We start from the raw sequence: 16,753 nt of genomic DNA on the forward strand, positions 1-16,753 counted from the left end.
CCCGACCCACTCGAAGGAAACGGACATTGCGTCACTGAATCAGCCATTCCGCTCCTGATCATGTCGACTGGGACACCCTTCACCCTTCGCCGATTGACCCTGATTGATCCACTTTGCCCGTGAACACGCTCCACGGCTTGTTACTCAGTCATCACAACGCGTCACCCAGGTCACAGCCCGGCGCGAGGCCCTTGTTGGAGATCCGGCACTGTGCTGGAATTCCACGCACCGCCGCGGGTTTCAGGCCGGCGCGCAGGGGGCGCAACGCAGCGCCGAGTGACGGCGGGAAGGGGAAGAGCGCCGGTCACTCACGACCACCATGGGGCGGATACGACGCCCCACGACGCCGACACCGTCCCACCCGCCTCGTGCGGAGGGACGCCTGGTCCAGAGGTTGCGACGCTAGTGCAGGGACGTTTCAAGAGGGATGGCAGCGCTGCGGCGGAGCAGGAGCCGCACGGCGGGACCGACCGCGGTTCCTCGGCCCCGCACGCCCAGAACCCCGGTCCGGCCGCGGCCGGTGACAGCGGCGAGCGCGACCGGCGCCCCGGTGTCACGGCGAGCAGCGGCACCGATCCGATCTCGTCGCTCAAGCCCCGGGGCACCGTCAGCACGGGCTCGCGCGTAGCTCTTCGCAACTGGCGCATCAGCACGCGTCTGGTCTCCCTGCTCGCCCTTCCCGTGGTCGCCGCGACCACGCTGGGCGGCCTGCGGATCAACGACTCGATGAACGACATGCAGCAGCTGGACCACATGCAGCTGCTGACCAAGATGACCAAGCAGGCGACCACGCTCGCCCAGGCGCTCCAGGAGGAGCGCGACCGTTCGGCCGGTCCGCTCTCCAACGGCGTGAAGCCCGACGACTTCAAGGTCACCGAGCCCCGCAAGAAGACCGACCGGGCGAAGACGGCCTTCCTGGAGGCGACGAACTCGATCGGCGACCCCTCCGGCGACGAGGCCCTTGAGGGCATCTATTCGAGCGTCCAGCAGATCGCCAGCCAGCTGACCGGGATCCGCGAGATCCGCAAGACGGCGTACGCACACGGCACCCCGAGCCTCCAGACCGTCGACCAGTACAGCCAGCTGATCACCTCGCTGCTGAGCCTCTCCCAGGACATGGCGCAGGCGACCAGCAACTCGGAGATGATCAAGCGGACCCGGGCGCTGGCGGCCTTCTCCTCCGCCAAGGAGTACGCCTCGGTCCAGCGGGCGATCATCGCCGCGGCGCTGCCCGGCGGCAACGACAAGCAACCGCACCTCAACGACAACGACCAGCAGTTCGGCCGCGCCGCGCTGCGCAAGGAGAACACGGCTCGCCGCTCCTTCACCGCGGTCTACGCGGCCACCGGCAACAACGCCGAAGAGCTGACCGCCACGCTGGACGACGGCAACCCGGAGATCAAGGCCGCCAACACCTACGCGAAGAAGGTGCTGGACAGCCCCTCGGGCATGACGGGCACGGCGCGGCGCTCGTACATGGACTGGTACGACCAGAGCTCCACCAAGATCCAGGCGATGAAGACCATCGAGGAGACCCTCCTCAGCGACATGGAGGGCAAGGCCCGCGAGCTCCGCGACCAGTCGAAGCGCGAAGCGATCATCAGCGGTGCGCTCATTCTGCTGGTGCTGGGCGTCTCGCTGGTCGGTGCCTTCGTCGTCGCCAGGTCGATGATCCGCTCGCTGCGACGACTGCAGGACACGGCTACGCGCGTCGCCCAGGACCGGCTCCCGGAGCTCGTCAAGCAGCTCTCCGAGGCCGACCCGCAGGACGTCGACACCTCGGTCGAGTCCGTCGGTGTGCACTCCCGGGACGAGATCGGCCAGGTGGCCGCGGCCTTCGACGACGTGCACCGCGAGGCCGTCCGCCTCGCCGCCGAGCAGGCCCTCCTCCGGGGCAACGTCAACGCGATGTTCACCAACCTCTCGCGCCGCAGCCAGGGCCTCATCCAGCGTCAGCTCTCGCTCATCTCCGAACTGGAGTCGCGCGAGGCCGATCCGGACCAGCTGTCCTCGCTGTTCAAGCTCGACCACCTCGCGACCCGTATGCGCCGTAACGGCGAGAACCTCCTCGTCCTCGCGGGCGAGGAGCCGGGCCGCCGGTGGACCCGCCCCGTCCCGCTGGTCGACGTGCTCCGTGCCGCCGCCTCCGAGGTGGAGCAGTACGAGCGCATCGAACTGGCCGCGGTGCCCGCCACCGAGGTCGCCGGCCGTGTCGTCAACGACCTCGTGCACCTGCTCGCCGAGCTGCTGGAGAACGCCACGTCGTTCTCCTCGCCCCAGACGAAGGTCCGGGTCACCGGTCACGCCCTGCCCGACGGGCGGGTGCTCGTCGAGATCCACGACACCGGCATCGGCCTCTCCCCCGAGGACCTCGCGGCGATCAACGAGCGGCTCGCCTCGCCGCCCACCGTGGACGTCTCGGTCTCCCGCCGCATGGGTCTGTTCGTGGTCGGCCGGCTGTCCCTGCGTCACGGCATCCGGATCCAGCTGCGGCCCTCCGACTCCGGCGGTACGACCGCACTGGTCATGCTGCCGGTCGACCTCGCGCACGGCGGCAAGCAGCCGGCCGCCAAGCAGGCACCGGGTCAGCAGTCCACCGCCCCCGGTGGTCTGCTCGGTGCCGGCAGCGGTACGGCCCCGGGCAACGGCGCCCGTCCGGGCCTCGGCGGCGCTCCGTCGGCCCCGGCCGGCCGGCTCGCCGCGGGGTCGGGCCCCGCGCGTGGTCAGGTCGGTACGGGATCGGGACCGCGCGCCGCGCTGCCCTCGCGTGACGGCGGCCCCCGCCAGGGGCAGAACCAGCCCGGTCAGCCCGGTCAGCAGAACCCCGGCTTCCCGCCCTCCGGGCCGGCCGGCACCGGTCCGCAGGACTTCCCGCGTCAGGAGCCGCAGCGTCAGGGCGGCGGCCTCGCCGGTGCGTTCGGCAACGGTGCCAGGCTCGGTGCCCGCGGCCAGGGCGACGGAACGGGGCATACGGACTCCGGTCAGCCGGACCTGTTCAGCCAGGGACGCAACCGTCAGGACCGCAACGACCAGCAGGGCCGGTCCAACGGCCCCGCTCCGTGGCAGCCGCAGCAGGCCCGGCAGAACCCGCCCGGTCAGGGCGGCTTCCCGCAGTCCGGCGGCCCGGCCGAGCCCGGCCGTCAGCTGCCCCCGGTCGGCGGTCCGCGTGCGGAGCTGCCCGGCGGCAACCCCGTGCCGCAGCGCCCGCAGACCACCAGTTGGGGCGCCGAGGACCCGTCCGCGCCGCGGCGTGCTCCGCTGGACGCCCCGCGCGGCCACGAGGAGCCCGAGACCACCGGTCAGTTCCAGCGGCCGATGAGCCCGCCGCTCACTCCGCGACCGCCCGTGGACGACCGGCAGGGACCCGGCTCCACCGCCGAGTTCGCCCGTCCCGACTTCTCGGCTCCGGCCCCGCAGGCTCAGTTCCCGCAGGCTCAGTTCCCGCAGGACGGACCGGCGCAGGACCCGGCGAGCACCGCGCAGTTCGCCCGCCCCGACTTCGGACAGCCGCAGCCCGTCCAGGCGCGGGACCAGGGACTGCCCGCTCCGCGGCAGCGCGGCCGGGACAACGGGGACTTCGATGCCCCGCGTCCGCCCGCCGCGCCCAGCGGTGACGCGCAGTACCGTCCGGTTCTGCCGCCGCAGCCGCAGCCCGAGGCGCTGCCGCCCGCGGCCGGCCCCGGGGACGGTCGTACGCCGCTGTACGACACCCTGGAGACGAACTGGTTCCACGGCCCGCAGCAGGGTGGCCAGCAGCAGCCCGCGGCCGAGCCGCAGTCGCCCGCCTTCCCGCAGCAGCCGGCCCAGGAGCGTCACGCTCCGGACGGGCCGCACCACGGCGGAGGCGACCCGGGCGGCACCACAAGCACCTGGCGCCCGTCGCCGAACGACGAACTCGTACGGCAGGCGGAGCGGGTCAAGAAGCCCGCGGCAGGCGGAGTCACCACTTCCGGACTGCCTCGCCGGGTACCGCGCGCCAATCTGGTGCCGGGCACCGCGCAGCAGCAGAACCACCAGTCCGGTCCTCAGGTGTCGCGTGCGCCCGACGATGTGCGCGGGCGGTTGACCAATCTCCGCCGGGGCATCCAGCAGGGGCGGCAGGCCAACGGCCAGTCCACCGGCAGTTTTCCACTCGGCCCCACTCACCAGCAGGAGCGTTAGTTGAGCCCGATGAGTCAGGCCGCGCAGAATCTGAACTGGTTGATCACCAACTTCGTGGACAACACCCCCGGGGTGTCGCACACGGTGGTGGTCTCCGCCGACGGACTCCTGCTGGCCATGTCCGAAGGATTCCCGCGCGACCGCGCCGACCAACTGGCCGCCGTCGCCTCCGGCCTCACCTCCCTGACCGCGGGCGCCTCGCGGATCTTCGAGGGCGGCGCCGTCAGCCAGACCGTGGTGGAGATGGAACGCGGATTCCTCTTCCTGATGTCCATCTCGGACGGATCCTCACTGGCCGTACTCGCCCACCCGGACGCCGACATCGGTCTGGTCGGGTACGAAATGGCCCTCCTGGTCGACCGCGCGGGCACCGTCCTCACCCCGGACCTCCGCGCCGAGCTCCAAGGCAGCCTGCTCCATTAGGCGGCCCTGGAGCGATGACAGACTTTGATTGACCCAGGCAACGCCCTCATCCCTCGCCCGACAGGCCGCTCAGAGCCCCCACCGGCCCCATCCGACGGCAAGCAGACAACCTGCCGTCACGCCCGGAGGATTCAATGACCCCGCCACCCGCCTCACCCGATCCGTACGGCGCACTGCACCACGCGTCGTACGACGGTGAAGGCGACCAGCCGCTGGTCCGCCCGTATGCCATGACCGGCGGCCGGACCCGGCCCCGCTACCAGCTCGCCATTGAGGCGCTGGTCTCCACCACGGCCGACCCCGCGCATCTGGCGACGCTGCTCCCCGAGCACCAGCGGATCTGCCACCTCTGCCGTGAGGTCAAGTCAGTGGCCGAGGTCTCGGCGCTGCTGTCGATGCCACTCGGTGTGGCCCGGATTCTTGTCGCGGACCTGGCGGAAGCCGGCATGGTGGCCATTCACCAGCCGGGCAATGGAGAGGCCGGCGGCGCGCCGGATGTGACACTGCTCGAAAGGGTGCTCAGTGGACTTCGCAAGCTCTAGCGGCGGTGCGGCCCGCGCCACCACCTCGGCGAAGATCGTGGTGGCAGGGGGCTTCGGCGTGGGTAAGACCACGTTCGTCGGTGCCGTTTCGGAGATCAACCCGTTGCGTACGGAAGCCGTGATGACGTCCGCGTCCGCGGGCATCGACGACCTGACGCACACCGGCGGCAAGACCACCACGACGGTGGCGATGGACTTCGGCCGCATCACCCTGGACCAGGACCTGATCCTGTACCTCTTCGGTACACCCGGACAGGACCGCTTCTGGTTCATGTGGGACGACCTGGTCCGCGGCGCCATCGGCGCCGTCGTCCTCGTCGACACCCGCCGTCTCGCCGACTGCTTCCCCGCCGTCGACTACTTCGAGAACAGCGGACTCCCCTTCGTCATCGCCCTCAACGGCTTCGACGGACACCAGCCCTACACCCCCGACGAAGTCCGCGAAGCCCTCCAGATCGGACCCGACACCCCGATCATCACGACGGACGCACGACACCGGGCGGACGCCAAGAGCGGCCTCATCACGCTCGTGGAGCACGCGCTGATGGCGCGACTGAAGTAGTCACAAGTCGGTATTGACATACGGCAGTTACCTTAGTCAAACGGGGGTGGACTGTGTCCTTTGACGCGATCCACCCCCGTGTTCATAACGTTTCGACAGAGAATTGCCCCGCGTTCAACACCCGATGCGTTCGATCGGTGCCACTGCGCTCACATGAGCCCCGCCTTTTGACGGGGCTCGCTCTTTATGCCCGTTATATCTGAGGCTTAGACCACTCGGAATGGCTGGTTCCGACTGTTTGGAACGCGGCCGGTCCCCGTGCTGGAATTCGACGAACTCCCGAGTAGTACGGCCCTGAACGAAACACGGCACAACGTTGGTGCCGACGCCGAGAGGTTGTTGGTCGAGTGAGGCGAAACAACGAGGGCTCCGCGGCGCAGCTGGAGCGGGGCAACTTCACCCCGCCGCCGCGCGCCGCGGGGTCGCCTGCCGCTGTGTCCGACGAGGCGGCGCCCGGCGGCAGCGCCAGCCGGCTGGCCCCGCGCAACTGGCGCGTACCCACTCGGCTGAACGCGATCCTCCTGATCCCCGTGCTGGTCGGCCTGGTCATGGGCGGCTTCCAGGTGAAGGGGTCGATCGACACCTGGGGAGAGGCGCAGGACGCCGAGAAGACCGCGCTGGTCGTGCGCGCGGCCTCCGAGTACGGACAGGCCCTCCTCAACGAGCGCGACCTCACCGCTCAGCCGATCCTCTCGAACAAGCGCGACGCCGCCGTCATCGACCGGGTCCGGGCCACCACCGACGCCGCCGCGGACAAGTTCGACACGGCCGTGAAGGACCTGCCCAAGAAGCAGGGCCTGGAGCGGCGGCTCCGGCTGTTCCGGCTGGAGGAGCCCAAACTCCCCGAGCTGCGCAAGGCCGCCTTCTCCGAGGCCATGGACCCGGTGAAGACGGAAGAGGGCTACGTCCAGGTGCAGCACTCCCTGATGGAGTTCTGCAACGAGCTCGGTCTGGGCACCGGCAACATCACCAGTTATGGCCGTACGGTCTACGCGATCGAGCTCGCCAAGGCTGCAGAATCGCTTCAGCGCTCCATCGGCATGCATCTGCTGGTGCGTCCGAGCCGGCAGAGCGCCAAGTTCGACGCCCAGGTCAAGGCCTTCGGCTCGTACAACTACCTGGAGCAGATCGCGCTCGGCGAGTTCATCTCCGGTGGCACGGACGCCGACGCGGCCCGGCTGAAGGAGGTCCTGGCCGCCAAGGCGGCCGAGGGGTCGAAGAAGCTGAAGAAGGCCAAGGAGCAGGCCGACGCCGCGGGTGTCCCGTTCGTCGAGCCGCCCAGCGTCGACGGGTCGGTCTTCGACGGCATGGCCCAGCAGATCGGGCAGGGCCGGTCCCCCGAGAAGCTGGCCGCGAAGGGCATCACCCCCGAGACCTGGATGGCGGCCGCCACCGCCAAGTTCGACGGGTACACCACGGTCGAGAACGAGCTGGTCGACAAGGCGGTGACCGACGCCGCGAACATCTCGTCCGGCGCCAGGAACGACGCCGTCGTCAACGCCGCCGTCGTGATCGTCGCCCTGCTGGCCGCCTTCGTCCTGGCCGGGCTGATGGCCCGGCAGATGAGCCGCTCGATGCGCCGGCTGCGCAGCGCCGCCTTCCAGATAGCCGAGCAGCGCCTGCCGATGCTGGTCGACCAGCTGTCCCGGACCGATCCGGGACGGGTCGACACCCGCGTCCAGCCGATCCCGATCACCAGCCGGGACGAGATCGGCGAGGTCGCCCGCGCCTTCGACCAGGTGCACCGCGAGGCGGTCCGGCTGGCGGCCGAGCAGGCGATGCTGCGGGGCAACGTCAACGCGATCTTCACCAACCTGTCGCGCCGCAACCAGTCGCTGATCGAGGGCCAGCTGACCCTCATCACCGACCTGGAGAACAACGAGGCCGACCCGGACCAGCTGGACAGCCTCTTCAAGCTCGACCACCTGGCCACCCGGATGCGCCGCAACGGCGAGAACCTCCTCGTCCTCGCGGGCGAGGAGCCGGGCCGCCGCTGGAACCAGCCGGTCCCGCTGGTCGACGTGCTCCGTGCCGCCGCCTCCGAGGTGGAGTCGTACGAGCGCATCGAGCTCTCCGGGATGCCGGAGACCGAGATCCACGGCCAGTCCGTCACCGACCTCGTGCATCTGCTGGCCGAGTTGCTGGAGAACGCCACCACGTTCTCCTCGCCGCAGACCAAGGTGCGGGTCACGGCGACCCGGCTGCCCGACAGCCGCGTGATGATCGAGATCCACGACAAGGGCATCGGTCTCACCGCGGAGGACTTCGCCGACATCAACCACAAGCTGGCCAACCCGCCGACCGTGGACGCCGCGGTCTCGCAGCGGATGGGTCTGTTCGTGGTCGGCCGTCTCTCCGACCGGCACGGCATCCGGGTCCAGCTGCGCCCCTCGGGCGAGCAGGCCGGAACCACCTCGCTGGTCATGCTGCCGGACGCCATCACCCACGGTGGCGGTGGCGAACCGGCCTCCGCGCAGGACGACTTCACCGTCTCCTCGATCATTCCGCAGCAGCAGACCTTCGAACAGCCGGCGCCCCAGCCCCTCATGCGCACGGCGGCGGAGCTGGGCTTCGACGACTCGCGCTACGAGCAGCAGTCGGTGGACCCCGCGCAGCTGGATCCGGTGGGCCGCTCGCTGGTCCGTGAGGAGCGCCGGGCGGCGCTGGAGGCCCAGACGGGTGGCGAGCGCCCGCGGTTCCCGCAGGAGCCGTACGCCGCGAACCAGGCCGCCGACGGCCCGTACGCCGGGGCCGGGTACGCCCAGGAACCGGGGCAGGGTCTGGGGCCTGGGCCGTACGAGCAGGCGCCGTACGGGGGCGGCTACGACCCCTACCGCGGTGACGAGGGCTTCGCCGAGCCGGCCGAACACGCCCCGCAGGGTGGCTATGCGGAGGCGGCTTATAGGGCCGGCGAGACCGCACAGCCGTTGTACGAGGAGCAGTTCGCTTCCCAGCCTCACCAGGCAGAGTGGCCGAATCAGGGCACCTATCAGGGTGTGTACGAGCCATCGGCACAGGTCGAAGCGGAATCTGTCCCGAGCACCCCCGCCGAGCCGCAGGAGCGCGTAGGCTTCGACCGTCCGGGACCCACCCCGAACTCCGGCCACGAGCTGACCGAAGCCGGTCTGCCGCGCCGGGGCGGTCAGCAGCACTGGCAGCCCACCGGCCGCGGCAACAACCGGCCCGTCGCCGCGCAGCAGCCACAGCCGCAGCAGGAGGAACTGCCGCAGCAGCAGTCGCCCGCGCAGCAGGACGGAAACGGCTCCGACGACTGGCGCTCGACGAACGACGAGCGCTGGGAGCGGGCCGAGAAGCTCCGGGAGCCGAAGGCGGGCGGGATCACCCCGTCCGGACTTCCCCGGCGGGTGCCCAAGGCCAATCTGGTCGAGGGTACGGCGGAGCAGACCCTGCAGGACGGCCCTCAGGTCTCCCGCGCCCCCGAGGACGTCCGCGGCAGGTTGAGCAACCTGCGGCGGGGCGTGCTGCGGGGACGTAACGCGGGTTCGGACGCAAGTAATACCTACAACCAGGAGCGTTAGTGTGAGCCCGATGAGCCAGGCGGCGCAGAATCTCAACTGGTTGATCACCAACTTCGTGGACAACACCCCCGGGGTGTCGCACACGGTGGTGGTCTCCGCCGACGGACTCCTGCTGGCCATGTCCGAAGGATTCCCGCGCGACCGCGCCGACCAACTGGCCGCCGTCGCCTCCGGCCTCACCTCCCTGACCGCGGGCGCCTCGCGGATCTTCGAGGGCGGCGCCGTCAGCCAGACCGTGGTGGAGATGGAACGCGGGTTCCTCTTCCTGATGTCCATCTCCGACGGATCCTCACTGGCCGTACTCGCCCACCCGGACGCCGACATCGGTCTGGTCGGGTACGAAATGGCCCTTCTCGTCGACCGCGCGGGCACCGTCCTCACCCCGGACCTCCGTGCCGAACTTCAGGGAAGTCTTCTTAACTAATAGACAGACAGTGCGTTTCGCGCCACCGCACCATAAAGTGCGGTGGCGCGGACCCACTGGAATCGGGACCGGCAGGCGGAGGAGGAATCGTGACAACACCCCCAGGCGGACACCGGTACGACGGTGGCCAGAACGTACCGGGTGAGCACGGGGACAACCGTTTCAACTTCCCCTCCACACCCAGCAGACAGGGCGCCCAGCAGCCGTACCAGCCCTATCAGCAGCCGCAGCAGCAGCCGGGCTCCCCCCAGGGTCCCGGGTGGCCTCCGCAGCGGCCGCACCGCTACGACTCGCCCCCGTCGCCCCGCATTCAGCCCGTGCAGCCGCGGCAGGCCCCCGAGCCGGTCGCCCCGTTCGCGCACAATCCGCTGGTCCGTCCGTACGCCATGACCGGCGGCCGGACCCGACCGCGCTACCAACTCGCCATTGAGGCGTTGGTCAGTACCACGGCTGATCCGTCCCGGCTGCAAGGGCAGTTGCCCGAGCACCAGCGGATCTGCCGGCTGTGCTTCGAGATCAAGTCGGTCGCCGAGATTTCGGCACTGCTCTCGATCCCGCTCGGCGTTGCCCGAATCCTCGTAGCCGACCTGGCAGAGGCCGGACTCGTCGCTATCCATCAGCCCGGCGGCGACGAGTCCGCCGGCGGCCAGCCAGATGTGACACTGCTCGAAAGGGTGCTCAGTGGACTTCGCAAGCTCTAGCGGCGGAGCAGCCCGCTCCACTACCTCGGCGAAGATCGTGGTGGCAGGGGGCTTCGGCGTGGGTAAGACCACGTTCGTCGGTGCCGTTTCGGAGATCAATCCGCTGCGCACCGAAGCCGTGATGACGTCCGCGTCCGCGGGCATCGACGACCTGACGCACACCGGGGACAAGACCACCACGACGGTGGCGATGGACTTCGGCCGCATCACCCTGGACCAGGACCTGATCCTGTACCTCTTCGGTACACCCGGACAGGACCGCTTCTGGTTCATGTGGGACGACCTGGTCCGCGGCGCCATCGGCGCCGTCGTCCTCGTCGACACCCGCCGTCTCGCCGACTGCTTCCCCGCCGTCGACTACTTCGAGAACAGCGGACTCCCCTTCGTCATCGCCCTCAACGGCTTCGACGGACACCAGCCCTACACCCCCGACGAAGTCCGCGAAGCCCTCCAGATCGGACCCGACACCCCGATTCTGACCACGGACGCACGACACCGGGCGGACGCCAAGAGCGCGCTGATCACGCTCGTGGAGCACGCGCTGATGGCGCGACTGCGGTAGGGCCCGGCGGACATGCGGAAGGCCCCGCGCTCCTTCGGGAGTGCGGGGCCTTCCGTTTGCGCTGCGGCCTGGGGCCGAAGAGGACTCAGCCCTGCCAGGAGTGCGGGGCGCGGAAGCCCGGGGTGCGCTCCAGGCGGCGCCATCCGGCGGTGCTGCGACCGCGGTGGGCGGGGGTCGCGTCGGGCTTGGCGGCGGCGCGGGCGAGCAGGACCGCGGTTATCGCGGCCAGCTCCTCGGGGTCGGCAAGACCCTTCTCGACGCGCAGCACGGACTCGCTGGCAGTGCTCATGAGTGGTTTCTCCGTCTTCTCGGCAGGTCTTCGCGGGCTCGGCAGGGTCGCTGCGAGGGCGGCGGACTACTGCGGGGGGTTGCCGTGCTTGCGGGACGGCAGGTCCGCGTGCTTGGAGCGGAGCATGGCCAGCGAGGCGATCAGCACCTCGCGCGTCTCGGCGGGGTCGATGACGTCGTCGACCAGGCCACGCTCGGCGGCGTAGTACGGATGCATCAGTTCGGCCTTGTACTCCTTGACCATGCGGGTCCGCATGGCTTCCGGGTCCTCGGCGTCGGCGATCTGCCGACGGAAGATGACGTTGGCGGCGCCTTCGGCGCCCATCACCGCGATCTCGTTGGTCGGCCAGGCGTACGTCAGATCCGCACCGATGGACTGGCTGTCCATCACGATGTAGGCACCGCCGTAGGCCTTGCGCAGGATCAGCGAGATCCTGGGCACGGTGGCGTTGCAGTACGCGTAGAGCAGCTTCGCACCGTGCCTGATGATTCCACCGTGCTCCTGATCGACCCCGGGGAGGAAGCCGGGTACGTCCAGAAGAGTGATGATCGGGATGTTGAATGCATCACACATCTGGACGAACCGGGCCGCCTTCTCCGACGCCTCGATGTCCAGGACACCGGCGAGGGACTGCGGCTGGTTGGCCACGATGCCGACGACCTGGCCGTCCAGACGGGCCAGGGCGCAGACGATGTTGCGCGCCCAGCGCTCGTGGATCTCCAGGTAGTCGCCGTCGTCGACGAGCTCCTCGATGACCTTGTGCATGTCGTACGGACGGTTGCCGTCGGCCGGCACCAGGTCCAGCAGGACGTCGCCGCGCCGGTCGGCCGGGTCGTCGCTCGCCACGGTGGGCGGGTTCTCCCGGTTGTTGGACGGCAGCATCCCGATCAGGTAGCGGACCTCGGCGATGCAGGTCTCCTCGTCGTCGTACGCGAAGTGCGCGACACCCGAGGTCTCGGCGTGCACATCGGCGCCGCCGAGGCCGTTCTGGGTGATCTCCTCGCCGGTGACCGCCTTCACGACGTCCGGTCCGGTGATGAACATCTGGGAGGTCTCGCGGACCATGAACACGAAGTCGGTGAGCGCCGGGGAGTAGGCCGCGCCGCCCGCGCACGGGCCGAGCATCACGCTGATCTGCGGGATGACACCGGAGGCCCGGGTGTTGCGCTGGAAGATCCCGCCGTATCCGGCGAGTGCGGACACACCCTCCTGGATACGGGCGCCCGCGCCGTCGTTCAGCGAGACCAGCGGGGCACCGGCCGAGATGGCCATGTCCATGATCTTGTGGATCTTGGTGGCGTGGGCCTCACCCAGGGCGCCGCCGAAGATCCGGAAGTCGTGCGCGTAGACGAAGACCGTACGGCCGTCGACCGTGCCCCAGCCGGTGATGACACCATCGGTGTACGGCTTCTTCGCCTCCAGGCCGAAGCCGGTCGCCCGGTGCCGGCGCAGCTGCTCGACCTCCTTGAACGAACCCGGGTCGACCAGCAGCTCGATGCGCTCACGCGCCGTCAGCTTGCCCTTGGCGTGCTGCGCCTCGGTCGCGCGGTCACTCGGTCCGCGGCGGGCCTGCTCGCGCAGTGCCAGCAGCTCGGCCACACGGCCACGGGTGTCACTCGGCTCGCCCGGGGTTTCGTCCACAACGGTCATGTACCGACCCTACGAAGCCCGGCAAGCAAATCCTGCCGTCGACTCCGTACAGTCTCCTGACCTGTTTCCTGGTGGAGCCGGACAGAATCACGGCGGCATGTACGCGAAGTACCAGCCCCCGCGGGTCCGTCTTTGTGCGGGTCCGACAAAGGTTCACTGTGGTCTGCTGCACACTCCTGTCAGCCTCCGGGTGTGCTCCGGTTGGGCGTCCTGGACCTTCTGAACGTCTGCGAGCCGGTCCAGAACCAGGTCGCCGGGGTGAGCGATGGTCAGCAGCACCGCCTCGTAGAAGGCGTCCCGCACCGCTGCCGGCATGACGTCGGAGGCGTCCAGGCAGAGCGGCACCCGCTGGTCGGTGAGCCGGCTGCTGATCTGCTTCTCGACCTCTCCGTCCTTGGCGTGCACGGCGGAGTTCGGCGAGAATACCCCGGCCTTGTGGCCCCATTCCTCCTGGACCTTCCGGGAGGCGAGCCGCTTGAGCAGATCGCGGGCCTGCGCGGACTCGCCGAAGAGGGCGGCGAAGTCGGCGGACACCTCACGGCCCCTCATCGACGGGCCACCGGGCAGCAGTCGCGCGGAGTCCGTGAAGGCGGCCCGTTCCTTCAGGTCTTTGTAGAAGGACCGGGCGAAGGAGCCCTGGTGCTCCAGGTAACAGCCGCCGCCGCCGAAGAGCAGCCCGTTCCCGCCGGGTCCGCCCCGGTGATCGAGGAGCAGGGCCCGGTCGGCGGCCTCCGGATCCCGGGCCAGCAGCCCGGCCCACCGGGTCCAGGCGTCGATCACCGGATCGTCCGTCCACTTCATGCCCCCGGTCGCCCACTTCTCGTACGCGTCCGGCCCCTCGCTCTGCAGGATCAGGTCCTCGATCCAGTCGCTGCCGGGCCAGCCGGAGGCCCCGTCGTCGCCCATGCCGATGCACCAGGAGGCCATCGGCGCGGGGCCGGAGGGCGGGGTCCGGCCCTTGGGGTACCAGACGATGCTCTTGAGGTCGGCCTTGAGCGGCACCCACAGATTGTCGGCGATGTCCTTCGCCGTGGGCCGCCACGGCCGGCCGTACTCCTTGGGCTCGTACAGGCCCTTCAGGGCGTGCAGCCTGCCCTCGGCGGCGTACTCGACGAGGTCGCCGAGGCCCGGCAGGATCGCGATGTCCGGCGGATTGCCCGCCTGTACCTCGGCGAGCAGGACTTCCCGGGTGGCGGCGGTGCCCTGGTAGGTGTACGGAATGCCCAACCCGTCCAGGACGTCCCTGAACTGCTTCTCCTGGTCGTCGGTCCAGGAGCCGAGGATCGTCACCCTCGGCTCCCCGTCGCCGCCGCCCGGGGCCGCGAGTCCGCAGCCCGCCGCGGTCAGGAGCAGAGCCAGCACGAGCAGTACGGCTCTGACGCGCGGAATCATCCGGCCCTCCAGTAGTCGGCGTTGAGACGTCTGCCGATGCCGACGGCGGGCAGGAGGACGATCAGTGCACTGCCGCTCAGAGCCCCGTAGTAGGTCAGGCTCTGCCAGCCCTGGGCGGCCAGATCGGTGCGCAGTTTCGTCGATGCCTCGGTGACGCCCTGCTGGGACTCGGCCAGTCTTTTGAGTTCGCCGACCTGTTGTGCGCGCGTCGGCTTGGCGGTGGCGCGCTGCTGGGACTCGGCCAGGTCACTGTGTTCGCGGGCCGTTCGTTCGATCCCGACGAGCCCGTCGCGCGCGGTGTCCAGTCGGTGCTGGGTGATCGTGGTCGCCCACAGCGGGAACACCGCGAGCGCGACGGCGGCCACCAGTGAGACCAGCAGGCACGGGTCGATGCTGCGACCGCAGCGGCTGCGCAGTAGCCAGAGCGCGGACGTAATGGCCAGGACGGTGATCAGCAGGCCGAGTTCGGCGATCGCCCAGCCGGTCCGCCGGAGGGTGCCCATCGAGCTGACCGCTTCGATCCGATCCATCTGGTGCTGCTGGAGGACGCCGAGGCGCGGCACCACGCCGGTGCCCTCGCGGCTGAGGAGCGTCTCGGCCTCCTTGAACTTCTCCTGCTGCATCAGCTCGTCCTCGTCCGACACGTACTTCACCGCACCGGGAGTGATGGAACTGCTGTACGAGGTCAGCAGGCCGTTGACGGTTTCGAGTACCCCGCGGCCGCGGTCCCCGTCGATCTGTACGTCGGAGAGCCGGGAGAGGCCCTGGCCGGCGGCGGAGAGCTGGTTCTCGTACCGCGCACCGGTGCCGACCACGCCGTCGATGCCCTCGTCGACGGAGTACTGGGCCTCCTGGTGGGCACGCAGCAGGGCGAGTTGGGTGGCGGCCACCCCCTGCACGGCGGGTGCGCCATGGTTGCGCATCTCACCTGCCGAGATCTGCACCCCGCGGTACGAGACCAGCAGCGCGCTCAGCGAGACCACCGAGGCCACCGGAATCGCGATCAGATGCCATGCCAGCAGTCGCCTGGTTCTGGAACCGCCCAGCCGGCGGGTCCGGGAGGCGCGCATCCCTCGGATCGGCCAGGGCATCACAGTTCCCTCCCGCACTTGATGCAGAACCGGGCGTGCGAACCGGCGGGGTACCGGCAGCCGGGGTCCGGGCAGTGGACCGGTCGACCGGCCGGGCCTTCGGGCAGCTCAACCATGTGGCCGGAGGCGATGTGCAGCTGTCCCTGGCGGACGCCGGCCGGGTCGACGGTCGGCCCGACCCTGACCCGGCCCTGCCGGGCGTCGACGATCTCGACGACCTCGCGGATGCCTTCCAGGACCCACTGCACACCCATCTCGTCGGCCAGCCGGACGGCGAGGCCGAGTTGCTGCTCGGCCTCGCCGCGGTTCAGCGGGTCGAGTGCGGCGTAGCCGCGTTTGAGTGCGGTCCGCATCCGGGTGGTGTCGTTCACCGCCTGAACGGTGCCGCCCCCGCCGCCGGTCGGCCCGGCGGCGGCGCCCGGCGGCAGCCAGCGCACCACGACCGGGGAAGTGGCGCCGCCGACGGAGACGGTGGCGAGCTGAAGCGGTACACCCAGAGGATCGGCGCTCGCGTCGACGCGCAGGGCGAGGAGGTAGTCGCGGATGCCCGGCTCCCACTGGTGGGTGAGGAAGTCGACCCGGTCCGGCCGGTACACCGCGTCGAGTGACTGCTGGCGGGGCGCGGTCTCGGTGAGTTCCGCCGCGAGCACGGCCGGGCGCAGGGTCACCTCGACGGGCAGTTCGGGGCTGCGGACCCGGCGCAGCCGGCGGACCGCCCCGCTGACGGCGGGGCCGAACCGGTCGGGTACGGACTCGGCGGCGCCGTGCAGCCGTTCGGCGACGGCGAGCAGTGCTCCCGGATCCCAGTCGCTGCCCACCGCGAGCACATCGGCGGTGAACGCCCCTTCGCACGAAGCGAGTTCGGCGAGGAGACCACTGTTCTCGCGGAACGCGTCGTCCTCGTCGTCCCGGCTGCTCCCGTCAGTGATCAGCAGCAGATGCCGTACCGGCAGACCGCGCTCGGCGAACAGCTCGCGGGCCGTCGCCAGCCACCTCGCGTACCCGATGGGCGGATCTCCGCCGACGGCAGGGGCGATCCGGCCGGCGCTGAACGCGGCCCGGCGTCTCTCCGCGCCGTCGGCCAGCGCCCAGTGGCCCCTCAGCGGATAACACCGGGAGGGTCCGGGCCCGTCGGCCGGTGCGCCGCCCAGGACGGTGAAGGAGATCCCGTCGGGCAGGGCCCGCAGGGCGGCGGCCAGGGCTGTCTCGGTCGTGTCCCGACGCGCTGCGGTGACGTCCACCGCGATGACGACGGCGATTTCGACCGCGGGCATCTCGTCCCGCGGCCCGACGCCGACCGCCTCGACTCGCACATGGGCGTCGACTCGCGCTTCGTGGTGCGGCTGCTGGTCGCGCAGGACGTCGACGTTCAGCTTCATGTCGAGGCCGGGCAACGGGGCGGTACGGCCCATGGGAT

At 70.1% G+C, this 16,753-nt stretch carries 13 protein-coding genes; 8 read left to right on the forward strand and 5 right to left on the reverse strand.

Annotation, left to right across the window (positions count from 1 at the left end; translation table 11 throughout):
- Window positions 1-405: 405 nt before the first annotated feature.
- The 8 genes from ACZ68L_RS18320 (at window position 406) to ACZ68L_RS18355 (ending at window position 10,914) form a co-directional block, all read left to right on the forward strand.
- On the forward strand, window positions 406-4,161 hold the full coding sequence (locus ACZ68L_RS18320) for a sensor histidine kinase (protein ID WP_469577912.1): 3,756 nt from the start codon (window positions 406-408) through the stop codon (window positions 4,159-4,161).
- Complete coding sequence (locus tag ACZ68L_RS18325) at window positions 4,162-4,584, forward strand: roadblock/LC7 domain-containing protein (RefSeq protein WP_003966009.1); 423 nt, start codon at window positions 4,162-4,164, stop codon at window positions 4,582-4,584.
- Window positions 4,585-4,718: 134 nt separating this feature from the next.
- Window positions 4,719-5,126: a DUF742 domain-containing protein gene (locus tag ACZ68L_RS18330; protein WP_037689955.1), complete on the forward strand. Its 408-nt coding sequence runs from the start codon at window positions 4,719-4,721 to the stop codon at window positions 5,124-5,126.
- Entirely contained in the window at window positions 5,107-5,688 is a 582-nt protein-coding gene (locus ACZ68L_RS18335) for a GTP-binding protein (RefSeq protein WP_072487286.1), read from the forward strand. Before ACZ68L_RS18330 ends, ACZ68L_RS18335 begins: the two co-directional genes overlap by 20 nt.
- A 347-nt stretch (window positions 5,689-6,035) precedes the next feature.
- Entirely contained in the window at window positions 6,036-9,227 is a 3,192-nt protein-coding gene (locus tag ACZ68L_RS18340; protein WP_469577916.1) for a sensor histidine kinase, read from the forward strand.
- 10 nt (window positions 9,228-9,237) lie between these two features.
- On the forward strand, window positions 9,238-9,651 hold the full coding sequence (locus ACZ68L_RS18345) for a roadblock/LC7 domain-containing protein (RefSeq protein ID WP_469578160.1): 414 nt from the start codon (window positions 9,238-9,240) through the stop codon (window positions 9,649-9,651).
- Between the two features lie 89 nt (window positions 9,652-9,740).
- Complete coding sequence (locus tag ACZ68L_RS18350) at window positions 9,741-10,352, forward strand: DUF742 domain-containing protein (RefSeq protein ID WP_469577918.1); 612 nt, start codon at window positions 9,741-9,743, stop codon at window positions 10,350-10,352.
- On the forward strand, window positions 10,333-10,914 hold the full coding sequence (locus tag ACZ68L_RS18355; protein WP_014048542.1) for a GTP-binding protein: 582 nt from the start codon (window positions 10,333-10,335) through the stop codon (window positions 10,912-10,914). The genes ACZ68L_RS18350 and ACZ68L_RS18355 overlap by 20 nt, the downstream gene beginning before the upstream one ends.
- Window positions 10,915-10,999: 85 nt before the next feature.
- Here the strand turns inward: ACZ68L_RS18355 and ACZ68L_RS18360 are convergent, their stop codons facing one another.
- The 5 genes from ACZ68L_RS18360 to ACZ68L_RS18380 all read right to left on the reverse strand — a co-directional run bounded on the left by ACZ68L_RS18360 (window position 11,000) and on the right by ACZ68L_RS18380 (window position 16,748).
- Window positions 11,000-11,203: an acyl-CoA carboxylase subunit epsilon gene (locus ACZ68L_RS18360; RefSeq protein WP_469577920.1), complete on the reverse strand. Its 204-nt coding sequence runs from the start codon at window positions 11,201-11,203 to the stop codon at window positions 11,000-11,002.
- Between the two features lie 66 nt (window positions 11,204-11,269).
- Window positions 11,270-12,853 carry an acyl-CoA carboxylase subunit beta gene (locus ACZ68L_RS18365; RefSeq protein WP_469577922.1) on the reverse strand — a complete coding sequence of 528 codons (1,584 nt, stop codon included), beginning with the start codon at window positions 12,851-12,853 and terminating at the stop codon, window positions 11,270-11,272.
- 153 nt (window positions 12,854-13,006) lie between these two features.
- A complete protein-coding gene (locus ACZ68L_RS18370; RefSeq protein WP_469577924.1) occupies window positions 13,007-14,245 on the reverse strand; it encodes a carbohydrate ABC transporter substrate-binding protein in 1,239 nt (412 codons plus the stop codon).
- Entirely contained in the window at window positions 14,242-15,336 is a 1,095-nt protein-coding gene (locus tag ACZ68L_RS18375; RefSeq protein ID WP_469577926.1) for a hypothetical protein, read from the reverse strand. Before ACZ68L_RS18375 ends, ACZ68L_RS18370 begins: the two co-directional genes overlap by 4 nt.
- Window positions 15,336-16,748, reverse strand: coding sequence for a vWA domain-containing protein (locus tag ACZ68L_RS18380; RefSeq protein ID WP_469577928.1), 1,413 nt, complete (start codon window positions 16,746-16,748; stop codon window positions 15,336-15,338). The genes ACZ68L_RS18375 and ACZ68L_RS18380 overlap by 1 nt, the downstream gene beginning before the upstream one ends.
- Between the last annotated feature and the right edge of the window lie 5 nt (window positions 16,749-16,753).

The sequence above is a fragment of the Streptomyces sp. NPDC104309 genome (genome assembly GCF_055584025.1).

Bases quoted from the DNA above. Each gene is read 5' to 3' on its own strand.
- ACZ68L_RS18360 (WP_469577920.1), bottom strand. From the start codon at position 11,203: ATGAGCACTGCCAGCGAGTCCGTGCTGCGCGTCGAGAAGGGTCTTGCC.
- ACZ68L_RS18375 (WP_469577926.1), bottom strand. From the start codon at position 15,336: ATGCCCTGGCCGATCCGAGGGATGCGCGCCTCCCGGACCCGCCGGCTG.
- ACZ68L_RS18365 (WP_469577922.1), bottom strand. From the start codon at position 12,853: ATGACCGTTGTGGACGAAACCCCGGGCGAGCCGAGTGACACCCGTGGC.
- ACZ68L_RS18345 (WP_469578160.1), top strand. From the start codon at position 9,238: ATGAGCCAGGCGGCGCAGAATCTCAACTGGTTGATCACCAACTTCGTG.
- ACZ68L_RS18370 (WP_469577924.1), bottom strand. From the start codon at position 14,245: ATGATTCCGCGCGTCAGAGCCGTACTGCTCGTGCTGGCTCTGCTCCTG.
- ACZ68L_RS18330 (WP_037689955.1), top strand. From the start codon at position 4,719: ATGACCCCGCCACCCGCCTCACCCGATCCGTACGGCGCACTGCACCAC.
- ACZ68L_RS18380 (WP_469577928.1), bottom strand. From the start codon at position 16,748: ATGGGCCGTACCGCCCCGTTGCCCGGCCTCGACATGAAGCTGAACGTC.